A 21787-nucleotide genomic window follows, 5' to 3' on the forward strand; every position below is an offset into this window, starting at 1 on the left:
GCTTGTTCTCTACGTAAAGATATGCATAGCGAAAGGAGAATCATGTCTTACGTTCACGCACAGGATGGTACACGCCTCTTCTACTCCGCCTGGGGCGCGGGCGAGTCCGTTCTCTTTATCCAGGGCAGCAACGTCGGCGCCGGCGTCTGGGAGTTTCAGGTTTCCGCAGTTGTCGCCAAGAGCTTTGAATGCATTACCTAGGACCAGCGCGGCTTCGACCGCTCCGACGTCTCTGCGACGGATTACTGCATCGACACGCTCGCCAGCGATCTCGACGCGCTCATCCGGCATCTCGACCGGCCCAATCTCTCGGTCGTAACGCTGTCGTTCGGCGGATGCGTGCTAGCGCGCTGCGCTTGTCTCGACGGTTGCGCCCTTTCCCAGCCTACGAGCCCTTCCTGCGCGGCATGATCGAAGACCGTGCACATACCTTCCTCGACAGCCTCGATCTGTTCTTCAACCCTGAAGGCGCGGAGCATCCAGTCATGGAGGGCGCTCGCGGGTGGATCATGGATCTTAGCCTGCGCAATCCGCTCGTACCCATGCTCGAGATCTATCGTACGAGGTTTTTCGAGGACGTACGCGCCGACATGAGTGCTTTCACGATGCCGACGTTGCTCGTCCACGGCGAAGCCGATGTCTTCGCGCCGCTTACTGCAACAGCGGCACGCGTTCAACGGATGATCTGCAACGGCAGGCTGAACACCTATCCCGGTGCATCACACGGCTTGATGTGCACGCACCGTAAGAGCTTGAATCGCGATCTCGGAGAGTTCCTGAAAGGTGCTTTGGGGCGGCGGGCGGCAGCGTAGTGGCGTGAGGTGTTCTGGGACCTTTACAAAACAGAACGCTCTGCGCGGTCCTGCATCCTCTGGATATCTTCGTGGACGGTGTCCTTCGTCTTCATCTTCGTCTCTTTTGCGCGATCCTGAGCCTTGCCCCTGGACGCTCCTGTCACGCTGCACTCAAATTCCGGAACTGTTACAAGGCTCGGAAAATGGAAACGATGATCACAACGGGGCGTCGGCCGCCGCCAACCTAGCCCAGGACAGCTCTCGGCTCCCGTTACTGTCTCCAAGACGCTCTGCCTACGCAGAATAAATGTCTCACGAACAGCCGTTGACCGTAACAGCCACTTCAGATTGCAACTTTCACATCGCGCAGAAACAGGTCGCGCATGAGGTCGCCGTTCTGTTGTCCATACTGAGCCACTGACAGCACGGGAAGTCCCATCGGGCCGAATTCATCTATGACCTCGATGACCAACTCCATATAGGGTGGATCGGCGATTTTGAGGTAGAGGCCGGGGTGCCACCCACCGGCCTTTCTCAAGGATGGGTTGCTATGCCACCGCCGCGAGTTCTGGCTGTTCCCTGCTTGCCGACATCGCATCTTCGTCCTGCTCTGGTCTTGGCTCCAACGCGCTGAGAATCATCGAAGCTGTTATCCGGCTATCCGGAGGCGTAGTTCCGAAGCATTCTCGTTCAGGTTGGGGACATTGAGTGAAGCGATGTGCCCCAAAGCGACGTGGGATTCGTTACAAAACGCCTCAAACTGCTCCGGGCTGCAATGTCGCCGCGTCACATTGAGGACCTCATTAGTAGTGAGCGTGCGCCGCGGTGTCATCTCCTGGACATGGGCCCCGCCTAGCCATATCTCCGACTGGCCATGATTTATCTGTTTTGCGTGAAGGCTTAGGCTGTCCATCTCGATGACAGTTTATTTCTTTTATGCCAACCGATCCGTTCATGGGCATCAAGCACTTTGTGTCGCTTGCTTGCCAAAGCTATCCGCACGATCAAATATCGGGTCTCGGGCGAGATATTTTTCCGTTACCGAATCAGCAGTCATGCTACTTCCGGAGAGTGGTAGACCGCTAGACTAGGGAAATCAAAACAGTAAACCATGCTAAAGCAATACTTGCGGTTATTTATGCAAATATCTGGTTTTGTGAAGATACTTTCGACTTATGCTAATAAGCCATTACAAGCAAATATGATGACAATCGGAGGATTTACCAGATGTCCACTGTAAAACTCTGGACCGACAAGGCGGCCGCAGCAGTACCCACAGTCAAAGCTGTGTTCGACGACATACGCGCCACTCGCAAGTCTGATTTTGTAAACAATTTCTGGCGCGCTCTCGCGAATCAGCCCGATCTTCTTGAGCGGACGTGGGCGAGTATCAAACGGGTGATGATTGAGCCCGGAACGCTCGATCCGCTCACAAAAGAGCTTGTCTATATCGCTGTATCCACCGCGAACAGTTGCAGCTATTGCGTTCATTCGCACACAGCCGCAGCACGCGCCAAAGGTCTCTCTGAGGGACAATATGCTGAGTTTCTGGCGGTCGTCAGCATGGCCGCTCAAACCAATTCCCTGGCCAATTCGATGCAAGTCCCTGTCGATCCAGAGTTCATGATTGCCTAAAACCACGTCCGCCCATTTAAAGAAAGTTCATCCAGCATCAAGACAGCGCGTCTGATAGGTGAACGGAGCAGTAACAACCTTCATCTCTCTGAGGACAGAATCAGGATGCCATCATTTTCGGACCAGTTTTCCTCTGCACTTCGTTACGAACGATATCTCGCGGTCGGTACCGAGGAGCAACAACGTCGATGGAAGCAGGTCTACAACATTGCACATCTTGACCCGACGCAACAACAACTCATTGCCGGCTTCCAGCGAGAAATGAAAATCCTCGTGCATAGCGGTATCTGGTGCGGAGATTGCGTCGAGCAATGCCCATTCATCCAGCGAATCGCCGAAGCCAATCCTGCAAAGATTGACTTACGTTTCCTGGAGCGCGAGATGAATGCGGAACTCAGCGAAGATCTGCGTATCAACGGTGGAAGCCGGGTTCCTGTCCTTCGCTTTTACTCCGAAGATGGACCTTGGTGCGCCACATCAGGAGACCGGACGCTCAATCGATATCGTGCGCTCGCATTGAAACGGCTAGGCCAAGCTGTCCGACGGGCATCCTTCCGCTGGAGAAGGGTGAAGCGGAAACTACACTCGCCGACTGGCTCGACGAAGTGGAACGTGTGCAACTGATGTTGCGGCTTACCCCGAGGTTGCGCGGAAAATACCAGGATTAGGCGAAGAGAATATGAGGATCAAGATAGCGAGCGTCGGTGAGACCGTCCTGCGCAACGCAGCGCGGCCACTTCGTACAGATGAGATTGGCAGCGACCGCATTCACCAGCTCATTGACCATATGAGAGAGACTCTGGCCGATGCTCCCGGCGTTGGTTTAGCTGCCCCCCAGATTGGGGAACAGCTACAACTCGCGATCATTGAGGACAAAGCGGAGTACCAGGCAAATCTGACATCGGAAGAACTGACAGAGCGCGAACGGAGCCCAGTTCCCTTCCATGTACTTATCAACCCTGAGATTGAATTATTGTCTCCTCTGGACGTAAGTTTCTTCGAAGGCTGTCTTAGTCTGCCCGGCTTTGTGGCGATAGTACCTCGTGCGCGAGTCGTGAGAGTGCGGGCTCTCAATGAAGCTAGGGAGCCCATTCAGATCGAAGCGGAAGGATGGTATGCGCGCATTCTGCAACATGAGATCGATCATCTCAAAGGGACCTTATTTATCGACAGAATGTGGAGCCACAGCTTCTCCTCTGTTGACCACTACATCCGTCACTGGAAATCGAAATCGAGTGCTGAGCTCCTAAAACATTTTCATACCCGCAACCGGCCAGAGCTCGACGCAGAACCACATCTGTAAGGTCGCGCAAGCCGTCGGTGTCAATGGGCTCACCAGTAGTTCAAGTGTTTTGCTGCAATATCGAAATCCGCGGTCTATTCCGCCTAGCACTCCGTCAATCCCCGATGCCGCGACGGCAAGCGGAACTCGTCTGCGAGAATGAGAGAAGTGGTGGCATGATGACAAAGATCGCTGTGTTGGATGATTGGCAAGGGGTCGCCAGTAGCAGCGCAAATTGGTCGCCGTTGCACTCCATCGCTGAGGTTGTTTTCTTTGACCAGGCGTTTCGCGCCGAGACCGACGCAGTCGCAGCCCTGGCAGATTTCGATTTGCTGCTTTCCATGCGAGAACGCACCGTGCTCTCAGGCTCATTGATTAGCGCTCTGCCCAAGCTCCGCATGCTGGGGATCACCGGATCTTCCAATGCCTCGCTCGATCTTGCCGCATGCACGGAGAAGGGTATTGTTGTGTCCAACACCGTTGGTGGCGACAGCGAGTCGGCTACTGCTAAACTGGCGCTTGGTCTGCTCCTGTCGGCGGCACGATCAATTCCGGCCGCCGCTGCAGGCATTTTTATACGGTGCCTTTACCTCTTTGCAGTACTCGAGCATGAACACACCGGTAAACGCTGACTCCACCGATGACCAGACTAGTGCAGCCAGCTCCATAGCGACCACGATGCACCAGATGTCAATCAGTTTTGGCGTTGCAACGGCGGGTTTGGCCACTGCCTTTTTCGTTCCCAGCAACGCACACAACGTTCCAGGTGAAATGATCCATGGTGTTCATGAGGCACTTCTCGCACTTGGCGCACTGACTATCCTGTCGGCGCTCGTGTTCCGCAGTTTGCGATCTGGGGACAGTGATGCCGTGAGTCGGCAAAAAGAGTTTCACCCAGGCGGATAAACGATGATGGGAACACGCCGCTTATCCTTCAGCTTCGCCCCTCCCGAATGATCGTTCGGCGAGAGCAGAGTATATCGTCCCGCCAAACAACGAGGGCCGTGTCGCAAGTTTGTCCACATGCTGCACTCCTGCTCCGTTAAACAGTTGGCGGAGTCTTTCAAAGCCGACCGGATACGGTCCCCATCTGTTCGGCTTGGATCGTTCATACTCTACGATCAAGAAGCGATCCGTCACAGATAGAAGCCTCCTTATCAACTCCTGCTGCTCCTGAATGAAGTGCAGCGAATTTGCCATTAGAATGCCTTCGACTGGTGGAAGGCGAAGGCTGGGGCTTCCAATATCTCCCAGTAACTTCCGAATTTCGACTCCGTTGTAATGGTTCGGCACAGAGTCCAAAGCTCGGGCGTCTAGATCGACCGCATGAATCATGCTACCGGGAGCCAGCAAGTGAGCCAGTGCCGTCGTAAAGGTCCCGCTCCCGCAGCCAAGATCGCACCAGGATTGAGGTCGTTCCCACTTAATGTGTGGTGTATGAATGAGGGTCGTGGCCTCACTGATCTTCACATATTCACTCTACTTCAGGCTGTCACAGTCTGCGAAGTTGGTGAGAAGGTCGAGCGTTGCCGATCCGGGAGCGAGTGTTGATTGGCAGCACCGATCGTCCGTCACACGTAAGCGCTAAGAAAAATTGGCTTCACCATTGCTTCAATCCTAGCGGCCATCTCCTCAGCAGGAATGCGGTCGGGTGTCTGGTACCATCGCCGGGCGGCGCCAAAGATGGCCCAGGCGGCCGTGGTTGCGAGAAGTTCGGGATCAGCACCTGGCGGTATCTCGTGATTCGCGCCGCCTTCCCGAAATATGTCTTCCACAACGGGGATGATGGAGCCTTCGAGCGGCATCGTCGTCAACTGACTGGGGCATCCTGTGGTGTCCGCGAGATAATCGCAGACACCTAGGGCGATGGCGGAGGGCCCCGTCGCAGTCTGTGAAAGAAAGGCCTCGGCGAGCGATGAGGTCCTTAAAACGCTCAGCTGTCATTGCCTGCAGCAAAGCGTTCTTGTCCGCGTAATGCAGGTAGAATGTGGCCCGGTTCAGGGAAGCTTCGCCGGCGATCTCCTGAATCGAGATATCTTCAAACTGTTTTTTATTCAATAACCTGGCGAGGGATTCCATCAGCATCCGCCGACTCCGAAGTATGCGTGGATCAGTGTTTTCTACCGTAACTCCGGATTGAACCACCAACTACCGACGGCGAATCCACTCGCAATACAATTCTTCGTGGCCATCAGCACCTCGCACTTTGCAACATTTTTTTTCGCGGTGCAGTTGGTCGGCGGGCTGCTGCTGTCCACAATCTCCCCGTCTCGAATAATTTCCCGCCCCCTTTAGATATGTGATATCTTGTTTGAAAATGCGACGATCTTTCCTAGAACAACCGCTTGAGATGTCCGGCTCATCCTTATGTGCCGGTACTCGCTGTTGTTGTTGTCGCGCATAACATCCCTGCCAACTGACTTAATCCTATCGAACCGCATCGTCATCGCTTAACCGTGACGCCCGAGTTGTACGTGGAACGCGATCACAGAGTTCGTAAGGCTATGGGGATTGAATCTTCCTCTTTTTGGTCCGTTATCTAAACGCCATTACCTAAGCGCGCCGAGTTCCTGCGAAGGACTTCGGTATTCGCAAGTGATACTTCGACGCCAGAGCGGTATCTCTCCAAAGATTTGCATGACAGCGAGGACCTATATGATCCGTGTCAATTTCGCCAGAGCTCTAATCCTGTTAGTGCTATTCGCTTCATTTACAAAGAATGTCATCACTCAGACGCTTACGAGCGCCACGATTGTCGGAGCCGTCTCCGACTCTTCGGGCGCTTTCGTTCCTCAAGTCAACGTTCGGATTACACAAACCGGTACTGAGGTGGTCCGTACGACAACGACAGATGGTGCGGGCGAGTACCGCTTTCCCTTCCTGAAACCTGGCGACTACATCGTTACGGCAGAAGGCGGAGGGTTGAACTCGATCCCCGTTCATGTGCAGCTTCTCGTCGGCAAAGAAGAGGCCGTCAATATCACGCTTGGGGTGCAGTCCGTTCAGCAGTCCGTGGATGTAACCACTGCTTCGACCCTCGTACAAGCGGAGAATGGAAACCAGGTCACTTCTTACAGCCAGCAATATATCGAGAACACCCCAGTAAATGGCGGCGATATCACGAACGTCGCATTCACTACGCCGGGGTTGCGTCTCAATGTCGGGGGTGGAAATGCAAACTTCAATGTGAACGGCCTGCCTTTCAACTCGGTGCTTTTCACAATGAATGGAGCTGACATTGTTGAGCCCTACAACCTGAATAACAAATCAGGAGCCAGTAATAACACGCTGGGGGCCAACGATGTCGCTGAAGCTGCAGTCGTAGTCAATGCCTATAGCGCACAGTACGGGCGCGAGGCAGGCGCTCAGGTCAACTACATCAGTAAGTCCGGGACTAACCAATTCCATGGCAATCTGGTCGAAAATTACAACGGCGAATTTCTCAATGCCAACGACTACTTCAACAAACTGAACAACACGCCTCGTGCTCGATCGGTAGCAAACCAATACGCTGCTTCAGTCGGCGGTCCCGTTCTCAAAGATAAACTTGCGTTCTTCGTGAACACAGAAGGCCTGCGCTATGCCCTGCCTTCGAGCGGTGTTGTTTCCCTGCCGTCACCAGCTCTACAGCAGTACATTCTTAGCCACGTACCCGCATCCTCTTTGCCGATCTATCAGAGTCTCTTCAAGCTCTATAACTCGGCCCCTGGCGTCGGACGCGCTGTTCCGGTAACAAATGGAAACCTTCCTTTACAAGACAGTAGCGGTCATCTTGGTTGCGGTAGACAGACGTTCACCGGAACATATGTCAACGGGAGCTCCGGCCCACAATTCGGTGTAGACACTCCGTGCGCAGTAGCCTTCGGTACCACTGCGTCGAGCATCAATACTGAGTACTTCATTTCAGGTCGTCTCGACTACAGCATCAACGACAAACAAAAGATCTACTTCCGCATCAGTCGCGATGCAGGAACACAGGCCAGCTTCACCAGCCCGATCAGTCCTGTCTATAACCGGCAAAGTGTTCAGCCCTGGGTTATTCCGCAATTGAATTACACCTATGCCATAACGCCTAATCTGGTGAACAATTTCGTTCTCAACGGCAATTGGTACTCCGCAATTACGGGGCCAGCCGACTTCAAGCTGGCGCAGACAGATCTTCCGACCGCGGTTGGCTTTGCCGACGGCGGTGCCAATGGAAGCAATACGACAAATGGAGGCCCGACAAGCACCACCACCGTAAATAGTTCACCAGGCTTCGCAGGAATCGGTCCATCTCTTCCGGTTGGGAGACGCGGACAACAACTGGGCATCATCGATGACTTATCGTGGAGCGTGAAACGTCATACCCTGCAGGCAGGCGTGAATGATCGCAACAACCGCATCTCAGATTCGAGTATCGCAAGTGGATCCATTGTGGGCACATACAACTTCAACGACCTAACTGACTTTGCAGATGGCATCGTCAACAGTACGAGTAAAGGAAGTGCCTATACTCAGTCATTTCCGTTGCTTCAAACGGTTCATACTCGTCTCAACTCACTCGGCTTTTATGTGCAGGATGAGTGGAAGATACGTAGAAACCTGAACCTTACTTATGGAGTTCGCTTTGAGTTGCAGGGGAATCCTTCGTGCCAGGAGAGTTGCTACTCCCGCGCGAATACTGCATTCCTTACACCGGGTTACCAGGCGGGGCTCTCCGTTCCTTACAACGCGACGCTGCAGACTGGGCTTAAGAAAAACTTCAAAGACTTCGAAGGTATCGTGACAGAGCCAAGATTCGCATTCGCCTACTCGCCACTGGGTGATGGAAAGACCGTTATCAGGGGTGGCGTTGGACTGTTCGCAAATACGATTCAGGGCAGTATCACTGCGAGCGTCTTCGGGAATGCGCCAAATAAATTCTCGCCAACCGTCAGCAGCGGCACCGTTGGTCTCACAAGCACTCCAGGCAGCTCTCAAGCAGCAGCTTCTGCCTCCAACCAGGTCTTTCAGGAAGGCTTTACGCAGGGTTCTACTTTGCCTGAGCTTCGAGCAGCCGTTCCTTCTGGAACAACCTTTGCCACGCCCACGCTCTATGTCAATCCCAACCTCTTCCACACGATTAAGGTTCTCGAATGGAGTGCGGAGTTAGAGCAGCCATTTTCTGCACACGATCTAGTCAGCTTCTCCTACAGCGGCAACCATGGGTACGACGAGCCACTCAGCAATGCAGCGGCCAACGCTTATGCTTCAAACGCAGCACTTTACCCGACTGGATTCGGGGGCCTGCCCACATCTGCACCGGATCCACGTTTTTCGACCGTCACCCAAATATCCAACGCCGGATACTCGAACTACGAGGGCGTTACCGTCACCGAACGACATGCTTTCGCTCACAACTTTCAAGGTCAGATTGGCTACACCTGGAGTCATGCTTTGCAGTTCGGCACAATCTTTGACCCTCCGTTTTTTAGTCAGGGAGACACATCGCAAAGTGCAGGCTCCTATGGTCCGACAAACTTCGATACACGCCACAATCTGGAAGCAGACCTCGTCTACACCGAGCCCAGGCTGCGAGGTAAACTCCTCAACGCAACCGCTGGAGGATGGACGGTGGGAGGCAAACTCTATCGCTACAGCGGGCGCCCCTTTTCCGTCACCAACAGTCTGATTCAATCAAGCCTGGTATCGAGTGGCCAGACGAACAACTTTCCCAGCAGCACATTGATCCTTGCCGACACGCTAGACCAAAAAGCTCTCGGCACGGGTTGCGGTAAATCTGCAGTCAAGTCAGCTTGCCTCAAGGCCAGCCAATTCGCATCCGTCGTCACAGCTTCCAATCCGGGCGGACAACGTGATTTTGGCAATACTGCTCCGAATAGTTTCCGAGGGCCAGGATTCTTTTCCATTGCCGCACAACTCAGTAAGACGATACCCGTGACGGAGCATACTCACTTCGATCTCGGCGCTGATGCATACAACCTGCTGAATCATACGAATCTCGCCGTCCCCAACAGCAACGTAGGAGGAAGCGGCTTCGGCCTGATCACTTCTACGGTCAGCTCGCCCACCAGTATCTACGGAACCGGCCAAGGCGCGATTGTCTCCGGACGCGTGCTTGTTGTCTTTGGCAAGTTCCTGTTCTAGCTGCACATTGAAAGGAACATTATGAAAAAACTATCGATCTCTTTTTCGGTGCTGCTTGTTCCGGGGATGCTTCTCGCACAATCGGAGCGACTCACTATAGACGATTTGTTATCCGCAGGAGCAAGACGCGGTGATTCCGAACAACTTTCGCCTGATGGTAGATTTTTCGCGAGAGAAGAGAACGGTCAGATCGCGTTGGTTCCCGTCAATGGTGGACAAACAAAGGTCATCACATCATCTCCGAAATCGAAGTCCGAGCTGCAATGGTCGCACGACGGCAAACACATTGCTTACATCAGCGAAGGCGATGTATGGACTATCGCTAGCGAAGGTGGGAAGCCGCAACGCCTCACGCATGATCCAGCGGGACCGGGCGATCCGCGCGGTGCAACCGATCATCATCCACTTTGGAATCCGAACGGGCATTGGATCCTCTTCGAATCAGGCAGAAAAGGCTTCAACGAACTGTATGTAGTAAGTGAGGACGGTACGAAGGAAAAACTGCTCGCCGCAACGGAGATCTATACCGGATCGGACATGATCACCAATACTGCGGCAGATCGCGGGGACGCTGTCTCCTCCGACCGTTTCAACCCCCAGCCCCTCTGGTCGCCGGATGGCACACGAGTCTCTTACACGGAACGGTCACGCCAGTTCTTCTCCGGCAAGTTGAAGGTTATTCCATTCGATCAGAAGACGGGCTCCGTTACTGGCGCTGCAGTCGACCTCTACACCGCAAAGAACGATCCAGGTGGAGCCTGGGCAATCAACACCGCCGCATGGTCACCCGACAGCACGACACTCACCGTGATCCTACAGTCGACTGGATGGGATAAGTTGTGGCAGATCCGTGCGACAGGCGGAACGCCCAAACAATTAACCAAGGGACCCGGCGAGGACGAAAATCCGGTTTACTCTCCCGACGGACGATGGATCGTATTCACTTCAAATCGTGATCTGCCAGAAGAGCGTCACCTATGGGTTGTTCCTGCTACGGGAGGCAATCCATATCGGCTCACATCGCTCGCAGGAATCGAAACGAATCCGCAGTGGTCGCCCGATAGCTCTTCCATCTACTTCCTTCGAGCCACTTCGCTACGTCCTGGAGCCACCTACGTCGCCGATGCAAACGGAAAAGGTAACCCACGTCTACTCGAACCATCGCAGCCCTCAAAGTACGAGGGTCTCGGCGTCACTCCTGAAGTAGCGCACTTCAAGGGGAGGGACGGTCTAGCGCTCGCGGGAATTCTCTACAAGCCCGTCGGGTATGAGTTCGGCAAGCGCTACCCCACCGTTATCTGGGCTCATGGCGGTCCAGAGGGACAAGTTGTACTCAGCCTGAATCCGTGGTCGCTCTTCCTTGCGCAACAGGGTTACGTCGTACTGGAACCAAACTTTCGTGGCAGCACAGGCTATGGGGAACGGTTTCGCAATGCGAATGTGGAAGACTCCGGAGGTGGCGAGATCGACGACATCGGTGCGAGTGTTAAATATCTGGTTGATTCGGGCCTGACCGATCCAAAGCGAGTTGCCATCGGAGGCGGAAGTCACGGAGGAACGGTCGTCGCCAATGCAGTAGCCAAGTTGCCTGATACCTTCGCCGCAGGTATCGAAATGTTTGGCGTGGTCGATCGAGCGCTCTTCCTGGAGTACACCAATCGCAACTCAAAAATTCGTTGGGAGACGAAGATGGGTGGCACTCCCGAGGAGAAGCCTGCGGTGTACCGCAAGGCCAATGTGCTTCCGGATGTGGAGTCCATCAAGACTCCGCTGCTGATTCTGCACGGCGAAAAAGACCCTCAAGTACCACCGCAAGAATCTGCTGAGTTCGCCGAAGCCTTGAAGAAAGCTGGCAAGACATACCTGTATTTCACTTACCCCAACGAAGGGCACGGATTTCAACAACGTGAGCACAGGAAAGACTCGTATGAGAAACAGCTCGCGTTTCTCGATAAGTATCTAGAGAATCCCGCGGAAGGGCGGTAGAGCCCAGCAGATCATAGCGACGATAGGTCTCAAAGACGATGCTAACGACGCTTCAGTAAGCTGGCCACTCGCTTCGCGAGGCCTCCCCAAGGCGGTCCGAGCTGCTCGAAGACATTCAGCATTCTTACTTTGTAAACCGAACGCACGTGGCTGAACCGTCGGAACCCATCACGCCCGTGATAGGCACCCATGCCGCTCGGTCCGACGCCACCGAACGGCAGCCCGTCTTGTGCGATATGAAGAAGAGTCCCGTTGATTGTGACGCCACCGGAACTGACTCGTTCGAGAACCTTATTCTGCGTAATCTTTTCATTGCTGAAACAGTAGAGCGCCAGTGCTTTTGGTCGCTCATTGATAAAATCGAACGCTTCTTCGAGCGTTTCGTAAGAAACAATCGGTAGGACTGGCCCAAATATCTCATCCTGCAACAATGAGCACCCTGCGGGGGCGCCGAGTACAACCGTAGGGGCGATCGCAGCCTGTTGGGACTCTGGCGTTGTCGTTAGCAACGTTGCTCCTCCCGCTTTCGCTTCGGCTAGAGCATCGAGGAGCCGCGCCCGATGGCGCTCATTGATGATGGTGCTGTAATCAGGATTCTCTTGGATGGTCGGATAAGCTCGTTGTGCCCGCGTGATGACCTCCTCGGCAAATTCGCGACACAGATTCGATGGAACAAGAACATAGTCAGGCGCAATACAAGTCTGCCCTGCGTTCAGGAATTTTCCGAAAGCGATGCTTCGCGCTGCCTTCTCCAGGGAGTAATCGGCGCAAACGATTGCGGGTGACTTTCCGCCAAGCTCGAGCGTTACGGGTGTAAGATTTTCCGCTGCCGCCTTCATCACCTCGCGTCCTATAGAGGTCGACCCAGTGAAAATGAGATGATCGAAGGGAAGGCGTGCGAACTCGCGGGCGGTGGATAGGCCACCCGTCACCACCGTTATCTCTGTGGTATCGAAGTGGGATGAGATGAGCTTGTGGAGGAGTTTTGAGAAGCAGGGCGTGAGCTCAGAAGGTTTGATCATGACACGGTTACCAGCGGCGATCGCGTCGACAAGCGGTGAGAGGCTCAGTAGTAGCGGATAATTCCACGGCGCGATGATGCCTATGACTCCTAGCGGTTCATAACGGATCCAGGCACGTCCAGGTTGGAACGTTAGGTCAACGGGTCGTGTCTCCGGACGCATCCACGCGGCTAGATTTCGATGGGCATGGCGGATCGCGTTCAAGACCGGGATCATTTCGAGCATCTCGGTTTCGGTAGTCGAACGATTTCCGAAATCATTGCAAATACTTTTTTTAATCGCCTCGCCATTATTGAGGATCAGGGCACGAATAGTCTTGAGGGACTTCACGCGTTGCTTGACCGTTAGCGTTGGCACAGTTCGAGACGCAAGGCGTTGCGCTCGGAACAGATCATGTATTGCATCTAGAGTCGTTTCGTCATTGATCCTCGTGCTCACGTCGGTGATTTGCGGCATGGCCTCTAGCTCCGATCGGTAGTTTGATGTCCGATGAATGTGATCATGCTGCTATACACGCCTAGAACTCTCCCCACAATTGCGGTTGGCAAGACACCCTTGAGAAAAGGGAGCCCATAGGTTTGCCATGGCAGACCCAACCGTGACCTATTTTTTTCAATGGCATTGAAGATCGCGCGGGCTGCATGCTTAGGTTCCCTCCTTCGTTATCAGCCTAGAGCCCTTACCATCCTACGTTCGGATCCGAAATTGATGGGAGAACTCGCCTCCCATTTCTGTCGACTCATATGAAAGTGGCAACGATCGACCGGCCAACAGTCGCCAGAGGATTGTGCCCTTCCATCGCCCGTCGATGACGCTTAGCGTCACATCGATGGGGCATGGTGAGATCTCTTTCTTTGAGACGCCCATAGATTACTCCAACTGACAATTTTGTCAGTGCTGCTTTTTGCATCAGTGCTCCATTCGAAAGCGTCTTTAGCGAGAGTCAATAGGATCCCCTTATGCACTTGTTCAAGATGGCGACCCTCTTCGTCGTTCTTACTCTGGTAGGAGTCGAGTTTTCTGTATGTGCATTCGTGAACCCTGCCGCGTCGCGGCTCGAACCCGAATCGCGATTGAAGATGCCAAGCCGTTCTGCTCTCGTGCTTGGAAAGGTGATGCCGGTCTGGTACTCGGTCGCTACTCTGTTTTCGGTTCCAGACCTGGTTCTGTTGGCACACGCCTGGGCGCGCAATCCTGCTTACAGAGGATCCGATATGGGTTCTTAGTTCGGTGGCATCGATCTCCGCCCTTACTTCGGCAACGTAAGGGCAGCCAGATTGTCAACCGACTTGATGGAAAGATATCGAGAAAAGCGAACTGCCCAGGGTCGTACCCATGCGACAGTCAATCGTGAGCTTTCGATCATTCGAACCGCCTTTCACAATGCGCGAAAACGCACCCCTCCCAAAGTGAATGTGGTTCCCTATTTTCCAATGGTGAAGGAAACAACAGTCCGGTCGACTTCGAGACTAACCTAATAAACTTGAATCCCGACAAGACTAAGACCGGCGAAGGTCGCACGGTGCCCATTTTTGATGGGGATATGAGGGACTTTCTTTTGGCAGCCAAAAAGGAGCGCGACGAACAGCGGCCGGATTCGCCTTGGGACTTCAATCGCGAGGAAAGGCAAATTATCGACTTCCGTATATTGTGGGCAAATGCCTGTAAAAAGCCGGAGTGCCTGATCTTAAATTCCATGACCTTCGTCGAACAGCAGTTCGCAACATGCGACGAGCAGGGGTACCGCAAGTGATTCGGATGAAAATCAGCGGACTAAAAACGATTCGATGGAGCGTCGCCATAATATCGTAGATACTGACGATTTGAATATTGCCAGGGAGTTTGTGAAACGTCGGATGATGCCGACAAAAACTGTAACTAAAGTGTAACGGTTTAACGAAAAGCCACGATACTCGGCGATACGGCCGCCCTCATAGAATCAATAGTTTGAGCCTCTGCGAAACCGGTGATTACACCTAGTTTTGGCTTGAGGTGCTAGCTCCGCAAGGTATAGGGGTTCAAGTCCCCTCCTCCCACCAATCCAACAAATCAAATACATATGAAAGACCAGCCCTCATCGGCTGGCTTTCTTTTTTGTTGATGTAAAACCAACTCCCCATTCAAATCCGTGCGAATCGCTGAGCCGAAAACTGAGCTGGCCAGTAGGCGGACTGCATTGCGAGTTTCATCTTTCGTGAATGCTCAGTCTTCGCCTTTTGGAAGCTTGTCGTTCTCCCATTCTTCTGTGGTGTCCTTATCGTCGGACTGCTGTGCTCTGTCCCTGTCCTTGGGTTTATCTGACACTGGAGTTTTGGATATGCCTCCGCCACCACCGCCACCCGATCTCTCCGGATCCCATTGCTGTTGAAGTGGGTACTCTTTTTTGAAATTCATTCTGTTCCCTCCTTTTTGGTCTCAGGGCCTACAACTGCCGAACAAGTCCAAACCGTGACTTTAGGTACGACGATTCCGACGGGTGCTCTCAGGCGGACCTCCACTTTTGCCGCCACGCAATCTGGAGGTAGTGCGTGGAGTTGGCGCTCATCGAAAATTGCCTCGCCCGGCTCGATCCATCCGTGCTGCTCGAAGATCCTGTAGGTTGGCTTGCCACCCGACCACGCCAGAGATCCTCCCACTTTGGTTCTACCGTTTGCAATCCATATTTTGTAGCCGCTACCTCTTTGGAGTAGCTGCACCTTAGACCTTCCAATGTTTTTGAGTATTACTCGAGGAACTAGAAATTTTTTGTCAGATGATGTGATGATCTCACCGGAGACTGACAGCTCCATGCGTGGATAATAGGTTCGACTCTTTACGAAATTAAAATAACCCCATACGCCTGCTGCCATGAGGCCGATAACGCTCGCGACGTGAGCAGCGATATCCCATGCGTCTTTCAAGTGATTCGTTGGTGCGATGCCTGCCTGCATGTCCGGAAGAATACATCACCTCCTGAGAAGGTAAACATTTCTCTTTTTCCGAACGAAACGCGTCAAAATCACGCGATTCTTTAGCAGGCTCAATGAATTTCGTTGCAGACTTGCCAACGTAGGCTCAAATCACGTAAACGCTGCCAAATGCGAGAGATAAACGCTCAACATCCTCCTGCAGATTATGTTCACGTTCCCGCCTTGATATCGAGAAGCCGGCTCCCTAGAAGATCAAACTTCTAAACAGCACCAGATCCCCGAAACACGGCAGGGATCGTCTGACAGAGAATCTTGATATCGAGCCAGACTGACCACTGATCTATATACCGCATATCCAAAGCCATCCATTCGTCGAATCCAATGGAGCTCCGGCCCATGATCTGCCACAGGCAGGTAATTCCTGGCTTTACACTGAACCGCCGCCTATGCCAGTCCTGTGAAAATCCTTCATAGTCACGAAGCGGAAGTGGCCTCGGGCCTACAAGACTCATCTCTCCGACCAGAACATTAAAGAGCTGCGGTATCTCGTCCAGACTCGTCTTGCGCAGAAACTTGCCCGCCGGTGTAATCCGAGGATCATTCTTCAGCTTGAACGTGGGCCCCTGAGTTTCGTTCAGGTGTTCAACCTGCGCCATAAGACGCTCCGCATTCTGAACCATCGTACGAAACTTCAGAATCTCAAATGGCCTCTTCCCGTAGCCTATCCTGGTTTGTCTGAAGAAGACCGGGCCCGGATTTGTCAGTTTAATCAATAAAGCAATCATCAGGAAAAGGGGCGCGAGTGCCACGAGCAGCAGCGCGGAAACCGTCACATCGGCCACACGCTTGATCATGAAAGCCCAAGCATTCCATGATTCGTCATGCAAAGTAATTGTGCTGATGGATCCATGCAAAAAAGCTGTTCGCTTCGAATCTTGCCGATCGAAAAAAGTGCCAAGAAACCGAACCGCAATTCCGTGATCGCGACACGAGGAGATGATGCCCGCAATCTGCTGGTAGAACGATGCGAGAGGCAAAGCAATAATGACCTCATCCACCGGCAGCGTTCTGAGCAACTCAGGAACAGAATCAAGTCCGCCCACTAAAGCTCCCAGATGAGAATCAGCCGTCTGCTTGCTCCACCATTGATCATCCACAAAGCCCTGCACACAAAAGCCCCACTCCGGATGCCCCGCCAGCTCGCGAACGAAACTATTCGCACGGCGATTCGTACCTACGATGAGGATGTGTCTACGGTTTCTTCCGCGAGCGCGAAACGCCTGTATCATCGCTCGGGAGATCAGACGGGTCGTAAGAATAGCCGCAAAACTCATGATGCCAAACAGGACTGCGACAACAACCAGATCCACCGAGCTCCGCATCGATTCTGAACCGATCAGCCAAAGCCAGACCAGGCTCGACAACGCGCAGAAAGAGCAGGCCCAGCCTACTTTCAAGGTCTCCCGCACAGACTCTCGCCGTCTCCCACCACGATAAAGCCCATTGACCCGGAGTGCCGTATGCCATCCCAACGCCAGCACGAACGTCGCCGAAAAGACCTGAATGGGATAGTGGGTCTCAAGCGAGTTCAGCACATCGAAGACGGGCTGATGAATGGTTGTTACATAAGAGAGGCCGAGACAGCCGAACAGTAACGCGATATCGCCGATTGGCGCCAGCTCTAAGATAGTTGCTCTGTTGGAAGGTGTCATTGGGGAAGCCCCTTCTGAGAGTGCCTTCTCGAAAAGTTAGTGGAAGTGCGGAGCAGCAGGTTGAGCCCGAATAGGTCAGGCCTCAGAGTAACCCGTCTTATAGCGTGCAGGCAATGAAGAAAATGGCCCGAGAAGTATTTCTCACCAAAAACCGTTACGATTGCAAACCGAGACAATACGATTGCAACATTGTGAACATTTCTTGTCGGTCGGATTTCCAGGATCACATATCGATAGCTAGCCCTCGGTCTAACACCCCGACGATGCGAAATCACAGCTTGTTCACGAAAGTGGTACTCGCAGACAAAATAAGAATGGCATCCACACTGCAAACTGCGGTATAAGAAGACTTGACGGTTTTTCTGAATCAGAGCCTCATTGAGCTTGAACGAAATTCCTTAGTCAGCGGAGGGGTCTCATGGATCGACTTATCGATAAAATAGCCCTTTCCTGTGCCGTCACCCCTATTCGCACTCCGACCATTAATCCGTTTTTGGTGCCTTGTGAGGTCTGATGGCGATATCTAAGATATCTCCGCTACCCAGCCAACGCGTTCTCAATTTAAGCCGTCTTATAAAGGTCGCACCCCCAGTAAGAATCAAGCTACATGCAAAAAGAACCGAGTTGGCCAACAGTCGCCAATCTCGATTTAACGCACCAAAGTAGACCCTTGGAGATCGTATGAGTGATTCAATTCACATTGCAGTCGTCGGTTCTGGCTACGTCGGATTAGTAGCCGCTGTTTGTTTTGCGGAGATGGGTCACAGCGTCGTGTGTGTGGATAATGACCAGCAAAAAGTCTCTGCGTTGCAAGGCGGAGAGAGTCTGATCCACGAAAAGTATCTGCCTGACCTCCTGCAGCGATATCGCAACGCCAGGGTCCGTTTCACCACCGACCTGTCTGCCGCCACGCGTGAAGCACAGGCAATTTTCATAGCGGTGGGAACACCCCAGAGTGAAACAGGAGATGCCGACCTGTCTTATGTCGAGGCGGTCGCCAGTGAAATCGCTCGGTCCATCACAACCTACAAGGTGATAGCAGAAAAAAGCACAGTTCCTGTCTACACAAACGAGTGGATTCGCCGGGTCATGGAGCGCAACGGAGTCTCGCGCGAGATGTTTGACGTTGTCTCGAACCCCGAGTTCTTGCGCGAAGGAACCGCCGTGGCCGACTTCCTCCATCCGGATCGAATCGTTGTCGGAACCGACAGCAACCGCGCTGCCGATATCATGTCGAAGATCTACGAACCCCTGACCTCCGGCAGATACTACGCAAAGGCGGGAGCCATCGACGGCGTCTGTAATCGCGACACCCCACCGCCGCTGTTACGAACCTCCACCAAGAGCGCCGAGATCATCAAGCATGCATCTAACGCGTTTCTCGCACTGAAGATCTCCTTCATCAACGCCGTGTCCAATCTTTGCGAGGCCGCAGACGCCGACGTCGAACAGGTCGCTCAGGGCATGGGACTCGACAGCCGCATCGGTCCAAAATTCTTACGGCCCGGAATCGGTTATGGAGGATCCTGCTTCCCCAAAGATGTCGCGGCGTTCCGCTCCGTCGCCGAGCAGCTCGGAGTCAACTTTGCTCTGCTGACCGAAGTCGAAAATATCAACGCGGACCAGAAGCGCCGATTTCTCAGCAAGGTGCGCTCAGCACTCTGGACCCTTCGCGGGAAGAAGCTCGCTGTCCTCGGCCTTGCGTTCAAAGGCGGCACCGACGACATTCGCGACTCTCCGGCTATCGAACTAGTCCGTATGTTGATGGAGGAAGGATGCTCCATCAGAGCCTTCGATCCCGCAGCAATGCAGCGTGCAGAGCAGGTACTTCCCCCGGGCCCAAATTTCCAGTACGCTGTCGACCCCTACGACGCCGCAACGGATGTAGACGCACTTCTGATCCTCACCGATTGGGCGGAGTTTGGCCGTCTGGATCTCCAGCGACTCGCTGCCACCATGCGCTACCCCATCGTGCTTGATGGCCGCAATCTTTATGATCCCGAACTCATGCTGGAAAATGAGATCACTTACTTTAGTGTAGGGAGGCCCACGCGGCATCACACCCCGGAGCTCGCAGCCGTTGCATCTCGCTCTCGTTAGTCGAAGCTTTGCTTGCGTCATACCATCGAAGTCTTGAAATATCATTGCAGTACGAATTGGTGAAGCTTTTTCTAAAAGAGCTCAACCGTTGTAGCATCTAGGGGAACTATGAATTCAAAAAGAATCCTCGTAACGGGAGCTGCAGGTTTTCTTGGCTCGCACCTTTGCGATGCCCTGCTCGACGCAGGAAACAGTGTCATCGGCGTCGATAACCTGAGCACGGGCAACGCAGCAAACCTCGCCCATCGTCAGAACGAGCCCCGCTTCGACTTTACTGAGATCGATATCTGTCAGCCCTTCGACGTCGGCGAAGTCGACTTCGTCTTCAACTTTGCCTCACCCGCAAGTCCAGTCGACTACGCCCGGCTCGGCGTTGAAACCCTCCTCGTCGGATCGGCCGGAACCATCAACACTCTCGAAGTTGCGAAAAAATACCAGGCCGGCTATCTGCACGCATCGACCTCCGAGTGCTATGGCGATCCCGAAGTTCATCCACAGCCCGAGACCTACTGGGGAAATGTCAACCCGGTCGGACCCCGATCGGTCTACGACGAAGCCAAAAGGTTCTCCGAAGCTGCCGTGATGGCCTATCACCGTTACCATCACGTCAATACGCACCTCGTGCGAATCTTCAATACATACGGACCAAGGTTACAAATCAACGATGGCCGCGTCATCTCCAACCTCATGACGCAGGCTCTTCGCGGTGAGCCTCTCACCGTCTATGGCGATGGAACGCAGACCCGAAGCTTCTGTTACGTCTCCGATCTGATCGCAGGCATTCTCGCCCTCGCAGACTCGAACGAGCACCTCCCGGTCAACATCGGCAACCCAGATGAGTGGACCATTCTGAGTTGCGCCGAAGAGATCCTCAAGCTCATCGGGTCAGACAAGAAAATCGTCTTCAAGCCCCTTCCCCAGGACGATCCAACACGTCGCAGACCCGACATCAGCAAGGCAATCAGACTGCTCGGATGGACCCCGAAGATTCAGCTGCGTCAGGGGCTTGAGATGTCGTTAGGGTACTTTCGAGCCAATGCCGAAATTGGGCTGGTTCAGAATTCATAGAGTTGAGAAGTTTTTCTCATAGACGTTTTAGTAAAAATGTCTCCGTGAAAAAACAATGCACCAGAACTGCGATCATCCGCAATGTTCGAGCCTTCATTGTTAATTTCTCGAGTAAACAAGTTGCCGTAAGAAACGCTGGACGAGTACTTACGTCTTAAATACGAAGGATAAATTATTGTAGCTTTTGCGATTGGAGAACATCTCTATAGTGAGAAGATGTTCTCAATTGAGCGACCAACCTTTGGCTGGAGAGACTCATGAAGCGATTTACTGAAGAAAGAAATTCCCCTGGCGTCATCAAGGTGATGGCGGCAAATCTCCCCATCATTCTCTGCGAGCTTTTGCAGGGTGCATTTCAAGCCGTTCCGGACATCAAGATCGTCCTCCCCGCAAACGATCTCCAGCATCTTCTCAATGCGGCCGAACCTCTCCCGGTTGACGTTATTCTCATCGGCTCTTCAAAAACGGACTCGCTCGGCGCCGTCTCCATTCTTCAATCCATCCCTGACGTATACAAGAATGCCCGCGTCGTCGTCCTCACCCAGGACCCCGACTATGCCGAGGTCATCTCCCTGTTTCGCGCCGGCGCGAAGGGAATCTTCGGCAGCGCCGACCTTCGATTCGAACTCCTATGCAAATGCATCCGGTGCGTCCACCAGGGACAGATCTGGGCAAAAAACGAGTTGCTCGCTCACCTGGTCTCTTCCTTGTCTCACCCAAGATCTACGAACGTCGTTGACCGCCATGGCAAGCCGCTGCTCACCACACGAGAGCAACAGGTCCTGCATCTTCTCTCCGACGGTCTCAGCAACTCCGAGCTAGCCACGGTACTCAAACTGAGCGAGCACACTATCAAAAATCACCTCTTCCGCATCTACGACAAACTCGGCGTCTCGAACCGGATGGAGGCCGTCTTGTACGCGCTTACCCCTCGCAACCCGCCCCCGGTACAAAACCGCCCCTCGAATCCTATGCCCTCGAACAAAATCACAATCATCAAAACAGCATAGAACCTGTCCCCTCTCTTGTTGTCACCCCCGCAGGGATCTGCTGTTGTAGTTACTGTGTACTTGCCGTTGCTTTTCTTGTAGTCATCCCCGCAGGGGATCTGCTGCTGTACTTGCTGTGCACTTGCCGTTGCTTTTCTTGT

23 protein-coding genes are annotated in these 21787 nt (G+C 53.4%); 13 read left to right on the forward strand and 10 right to left on the reverse strand.

The window, feature by feature from the left end:
• Positions 1–9: 9 nt before the first annotated feature.
• On the reverse strand, positions 10–291 hold the full coding sequence (locus tag HDF14_RS21510) for a hypothetical protein (RefSeq protein WP_183980807.1): 282 nt from the start codon (positions 289–291) through the stop codon (positions 10–12).
• On the opposite strand from HDF14_RS21510, the gene HDF14_RS27725 reads away from it, so the two are divergent.
• Both HDF14_RS27725 and HDF14_RS21515 read left to right on the forward strand, forming a co-directional pair.
• Positions 250–411: a hypothetical protein gene (locus HDF14_RS27725; protein ID WP_406707257.1), complete on the forward strand. Its 162-nt coding sequence runs from the start codon at positions 250–252 to the stop codon at positions 409–411. The genes HDF14_RS21510 and HDF14_RS27725 overlap by 42 nt on opposite strands.
• Positions 408–812: an alpha/beta fold hydrolase gene (locus tag HDF14_RS21515; RefSeq protein ID WP_183980809.1), complete on the forward strand. Its 405-nt coding sequence runs from the start codon at positions 408–410 to the stop codon at positions 810–812. Before HDF14_RS27725 ends, HDF14_RS21515 begins: the two co-directional genes overlap by 4 nt.
• A gap of 325 nt (positions 813–1137) precedes the next feature.
• Here the strand turns inward: HDF14_RS21515 and HDF14_RS21520 are convergent, their stop codons facing one another.
• Positions 1138–1392 (reverse strand): DUF6908 domain-containing protein, encoded by a 255-nt coding sequence (locus tag HDF14_RS21520; RefSeq protein WP_406707255.1) that lies wholly within the window; start codon positions 1390–1392, stop codon positions 1138–1140.
• Positions 1393–1443: 51 nt separating this feature from the next.
• Entirely contained in the window at positions 1444–1707 is a 264-nt protein-coding gene (locus HDF14_RS21525) for a hypothetical protein (protein ID WP_183980811.1), read from the reverse strand.
• Positions 1708–2021: 314 nt separating this feature from the next.
• On the opposite strand from HDF14_RS21525, the gene HDF14_RS21530 reads away from it, so the two are divergent.
• The 4 genes from HDF14_RS21530 to HDF14_RS21545 all read left to right on the forward strand — a co-directional run bounded on the left by HDF14_RS21530 (position 2022) and on the right by HDF14_RS21545 (position 4343).
• Positions 2022–2429: a carboxymuconolactone decarboxylase family protein gene (locus HDF14_RS21530; protein WP_183980813.1), complete on the forward strand. Its 408-nt coding sequence runs from the start codon at positions 2022–2024 to the stop codon at positions 2427–2429.
• A gap of 105 nt (positions 2430–2534) precedes the next feature.
• On the forward strand, positions 2535–3053 hold the full coding sequence (locus HDF14_RS21535; RefSeq protein ID WP_183980815.1) for a thioredoxin family protein: 519 nt from the start codon (positions 2535–2537) through the stop codon (positions 3051–3053).
• Positions 3054–3108: 55 nt separating this feature from the next.
• Positions 3109–3732: a peptide deformylase gene (gene def, locus HDF14_RS21540; RefSeq protein ID WP_183980817.1), complete on the forward strand. Its 624-nt coding sequence runs from the start codon at positions 3109–3111 to the stop codon at positions 3730–3732.
• A gap of 155 nt (positions 3733–3887) precedes the next feature.
• Positions 3888–4343, forward strand: a complete 456-nt coding sequence (locus tag HDF14_RS21545) for a hypothetical protein (protein ID WP_221304808.1) — start codon at positions 3888–3890, stop codon at positions 4341–4343.
• Positions 4344–4638: 295 nt separating this feature from the next.
• Here HDF14_RS21545 and HDF14_RS21550 read toward each other — a convergent pair whose 3' ends face one another.
• The 3 genes from HDF14_RS21550 to HDF14_RS26930 form a co-directional block, all read right to left on the reverse strand.
• On the reverse strand, positions 4639–5181 hold the full coding sequence (locus tag HDF14_RS21550; protein ID WP_183980819.1) for a class I SAM-dependent methyltransferase: 543 nt from the start codon (positions 5179–5181) through the stop codon (positions 4639–4641).
• Positions 5182–5282: 101 nt separating this feature from the next.
• Positions 5283–5525 carry a hypothetical protein gene (locus HDF14_RS26925; RefSeq protein WP_260698492.1) on the reverse strand — a complete coding sequence of 81 codons (243 nt, stop codon included), beginning with the start codon at positions 5523–5525 and terminating at the stop codon, positions 5283–5285.
• On the reverse strand, positions 5431–5796 hold the full coding sequence (locus tag HDF14_RS26930) for a TetR/AcrR family transcriptional regulator (RefSeq protein WP_313899657.1): 366 nt from the start codon (positions 5794–5796) through the stop codon (positions 5431–5433). The genes HDF14_RS26925 and HDF14_RS26930 overlap by 95 nt, the downstream gene beginning before the upstream one ends.
• A gap of 570 nt (positions 5797–6366) precedes the next feature.
• On the opposite strand from HDF14_RS26930, the gene HDF14_RS21560 reads away from it, so the two are divergent.
• Together HDF14_RS21560 and HDF14_RS21565 are read left to right on the forward strand one after the other, a co-directional pair.
• Positions 6367–9840: a carboxypeptidase regulatory-like domain-containing protein gene (locus tag HDF14_RS21560; RefSeq protein ID WP_183980821.1), complete on the forward strand. Its 3474-nt coding sequence runs from the start codon at positions 6367–6369 to the stop codon at positions 9838–9840.
• A 21-nt stretch (positions 9841–9861) separates the two neighbouring features.
• Complete coding sequence (locus HDF14_RS21565; protein ID WP_183980823.1) at positions 9862–11826, forward strand: prolyl oligopeptidase family serine peptidase; 1965 nt, start codon at positions 9862–9864, stop codon at positions 11824–11826.
• A gap of 41 nt (positions 11827–11867) precedes the next feature.
• On the opposite strand, the gene HDF14_RS21570 is transcribed toward HDF14_RS21565, so the two are convergent.
• On the reverse strand, positions 11868–13304 hold the full coding sequence (locus tag HDF14_RS21570) for a coniferyl aldehyde dehydrogenase (protein WP_183980824.1): 1437 nt from the start codon (positions 13302–13304) through the stop codon (positions 11868–11870).
• Positions 13305–13807: 503 nt separating this feature from the next.
• On the opposite strand from HDF14_RS21570, the gene HDF14_RS21575 reads away from it, so the two are divergent.
• Together HDF14_RS21575 and HDF14_RS21580 are read left to right on the forward strand one after the other, a co-directional pair.
• The gene (locus HDF14_RS21575) at positions 13808–14074 is read left to right on the forward strand and encodes a hypothetical protein (protein WP_183980825.1); all 267 of its coding nucleotides are present in this window, start codon (positions 13808–13810) and stop codon (positions 14072–14074) included.
• A 257-nt stretch (positions 14075–14331) separates the two neighbouring features.
• A complete protein-coding gene (locus HDF14_RS21580; protein WP_183980826.1) occupies positions 14332–14601 on the forward strand; it encodes a hypothetical protein in 270 nt (89 codons plus the stop codon).
• Positions 14602–15050: 449 nt separating this feature from the next.
• On the opposite strand, the gene HDF14_RS21585 is transcribed toward HDF14_RS21580, so the two are convergent.
• The 3 genes from HDF14_RS21585 to HDF14_RS21595 all read right to left on the reverse strand — a co-directional run bounded on the left by HDF14_RS21585 (position 15051) and on the right by HDF14_RS21595 (position 17469).
• Positions 15051–15242, reverse strand: coding sequence for a hypothetical protein (locus HDF14_RS21585; protein ID WP_183980827.1), 192 nt, complete (start codon positions 15240–15242; stop codon positions 15051–15053).
• A complete protein-coding gene (locus HDF14_RS21590; RefSeq protein ID WP_183980828.1) occupies positions 15239–15778 on the reverse strand; it encodes a hypothetical protein in 540 nt (179 codons plus the stop codon). Before HDF14_RS21590 ends, HDF14_RS21585 begins: the two co-directional genes overlap by 4 nt.
• A 239-nt stretch (positions 15779–16017) precedes the next feature.
• On the reverse strand, positions 16018–17469 hold the full coding sequence (locus HDF14_RS21595; RefSeq protein ID WP_183980829.1) for a sugar transferase: 1452 nt from the start codon (positions 17467–17469) through the stop codon (positions 16018–16020).
• A 681-nt stretch (positions 17470–18150) separates the two neighbouring features.
• Here HDF14_RS21595 and HDF14_RS21600 point away from each other — a divergent pair.
• The 3 genes from HDF14_RS21600 (at position 18151) to HDF14_RS21610 (ending at position 21647) form a co-directional block, all read left to right on the forward strand.
• On the forward strand, positions 18151–19569 hold the full coding sequence (locus HDF14_RS21600; RefSeq protein WP_183980830.1) for a UDP-glucose dehydrogenase family protein: 1419 nt from the start codon (positions 18151–18153) through the stop codon (positions 19567–19569).
• Positions 19570–19677: 108 nt separating this feature from the next.
• A complete protein-coding gene (locus HDF14_RS21605) occupies positions 19678–20637 on the forward strand; it encodes a UDP-glucuronic acid decarboxylase family protein (RefSeq protein WP_183980831.1) in 960 nt (319 codons plus the stop codon).
• Positions 20638–20894: 257 nt separating this feature from the next.
• Positions 20895–21647, forward strand: coding sequence for a response regulator transcription factor (locus HDF14_RS21610; RefSeq protein ID WP_183980832.1), 753 nt, complete (start codon positions 20895–20897; stop codon positions 21645–21647).
• Positions 21648–21787 lie beyond the last annotated feature (140 nt).

The organism is Tunturiibacter gelidiferens (assembly GCF_014201335.1).
GTDB lineage: Bacteria > Acidobacteriota > Terriglobia > Terriglobales > Acidobacteriaceae > Edaphobacter > Edaphobacter lichenicola_E.

Excerpts from the sequence above, each read along its gene's own strand:
- HDF14_RS21510 (WP_183980807.1), bottom strand. The coding sequence starts at position 291 with ATGCCGGATGAGCGCGTCGAGATCGCTGGCGAGCGTGTCGATGCAGTA.
- HDF14_RS21515 (WP_183980809.1), top strand. The coding sequence starts at position 408 with ATGATCGAAGACCGTGCACATACCTTCCTCGACAGCCTCGATCTGTTC.
- HDF14_RS21520 (WP_406707255.1), bottom strand. The coding sequence starts at position 1,392 with ATGCGATGTCGGCAAGCAGGGAACAGCCAGAACTCGCGGCGGTGGCAT.
- HDF14_RS21525 (WP_183980811.1), bottom strand. The coding sequence starts at position 1,707 with ATGGACAGCCTAAGCCTTCACGCAAAACAGATAAATCATGGCCAGTCG.
- HDF14_RS21530 (WP_183980813.1), top strand. The coding sequence starts at position 2,022 with ATGTCCACTGTAAAACTCTGGACCGACAAGGCGGCCGCAGCAGTACCC.
- HDF14_RS21535 (WP_183980815.1), top strand. The coding sequence starts at position 2,535 with ATGCCATCATTTTCGGACCAGTTTTCCTCTGCACTTCGTTACGAACGA.
- def (WP_183980817.1), top strand. The coding sequence starts at position 3,109 with ATGAGGATCAAGATAGCGAGCGTCGGTGAGACCGTCCTGCGCAACGCA.
- HDF14_RS21545 (WP_221304808.1), top strand. The coding sequence starts at position 3,888 with ATGATGACAAAGATCGCTGTGTTGGATGATTGGCAAGGGGTCGCCAGT.
- HDF14_RS26930 (WP_313899657.1), bottom strand. The coding sequence starts at position 5,796 with ATGCTGATGGAATCCCTCGCCAGGTTATTGAATAAAAAACAGTTTGAA.
- HDF14_RS21560 (WP_183980821.1), top strand. The coding sequence starts at position 6,367 with ATGATCCGTGTCAATTTCGCCAGAGCTCTAATCCTGTTAGTGCTATTC.
- HDF14_RS21565 (WP_183980823.1), top strand. The coding sequence starts at position 9,862 with ATGAAAAAACTATCGATCTCTTTTTCGGTGCTGCTTGTTCCGGGGATG.
- HDF14_RS21570 (WP_183980824.1), bottom strand. The coding sequence starts at position 13,304 with ATGCCGCAAATCACCGACGTGAGCACGAGGATCAATGACGAAACGACT.
- HDF14_RS21575 (WP_183980825.1), top strand. The coding sequence starts at position 13,808 with ATGCACTTGTTCAAGATGGCGACCCTCTTCGTCGTTCTTACTCTGGTA.
- HDF14_RS21585 (WP_183980827.1), bottom strand. The coding sequence starts at position 15,242 with ATGAATTTCAAAAAAGAGTACCCACTTCAACAGCAATGGGATCCGGAG.
- HDF14_RS21590 (WP_183980828.1), bottom strand. The coding sequence starts at position 15,778 with ATGCAGGCAGGCATCGCACCAACGAATCACTTGAAAGACGCATGGGAT.
- HDF14_RS21595 (WP_183980829.1), bottom strand. The coding sequence starts at position 17,469 with ATGACACCTTCCAACAGAGCAACTATCTTAGAGCTGGCGCCAATCGGC.
- HDF14_RS21600 (WP_183980830.1), top strand. The coding sequence starts at position 18,151 with ATGAGTGATTCAATTCACATTGCAGTCGTCGGTTCTGGCTACGTCGGA.
- HDF14_RS21605 (WP_183980831.1), top strand. The coding sequence starts at position 19,678 with ATGAATTCAAAAAGAATCCTCGTAACGGGAGCTGCAGGTTTTCTTGGC.
- HDF14_RS21610 (WP_183980832.1), top strand. The coding sequence starts at position 20,895 with ATGAAGCGATTTACTGAAGAAAGAAATTCCCCTGGCGTCATCAAGGTG.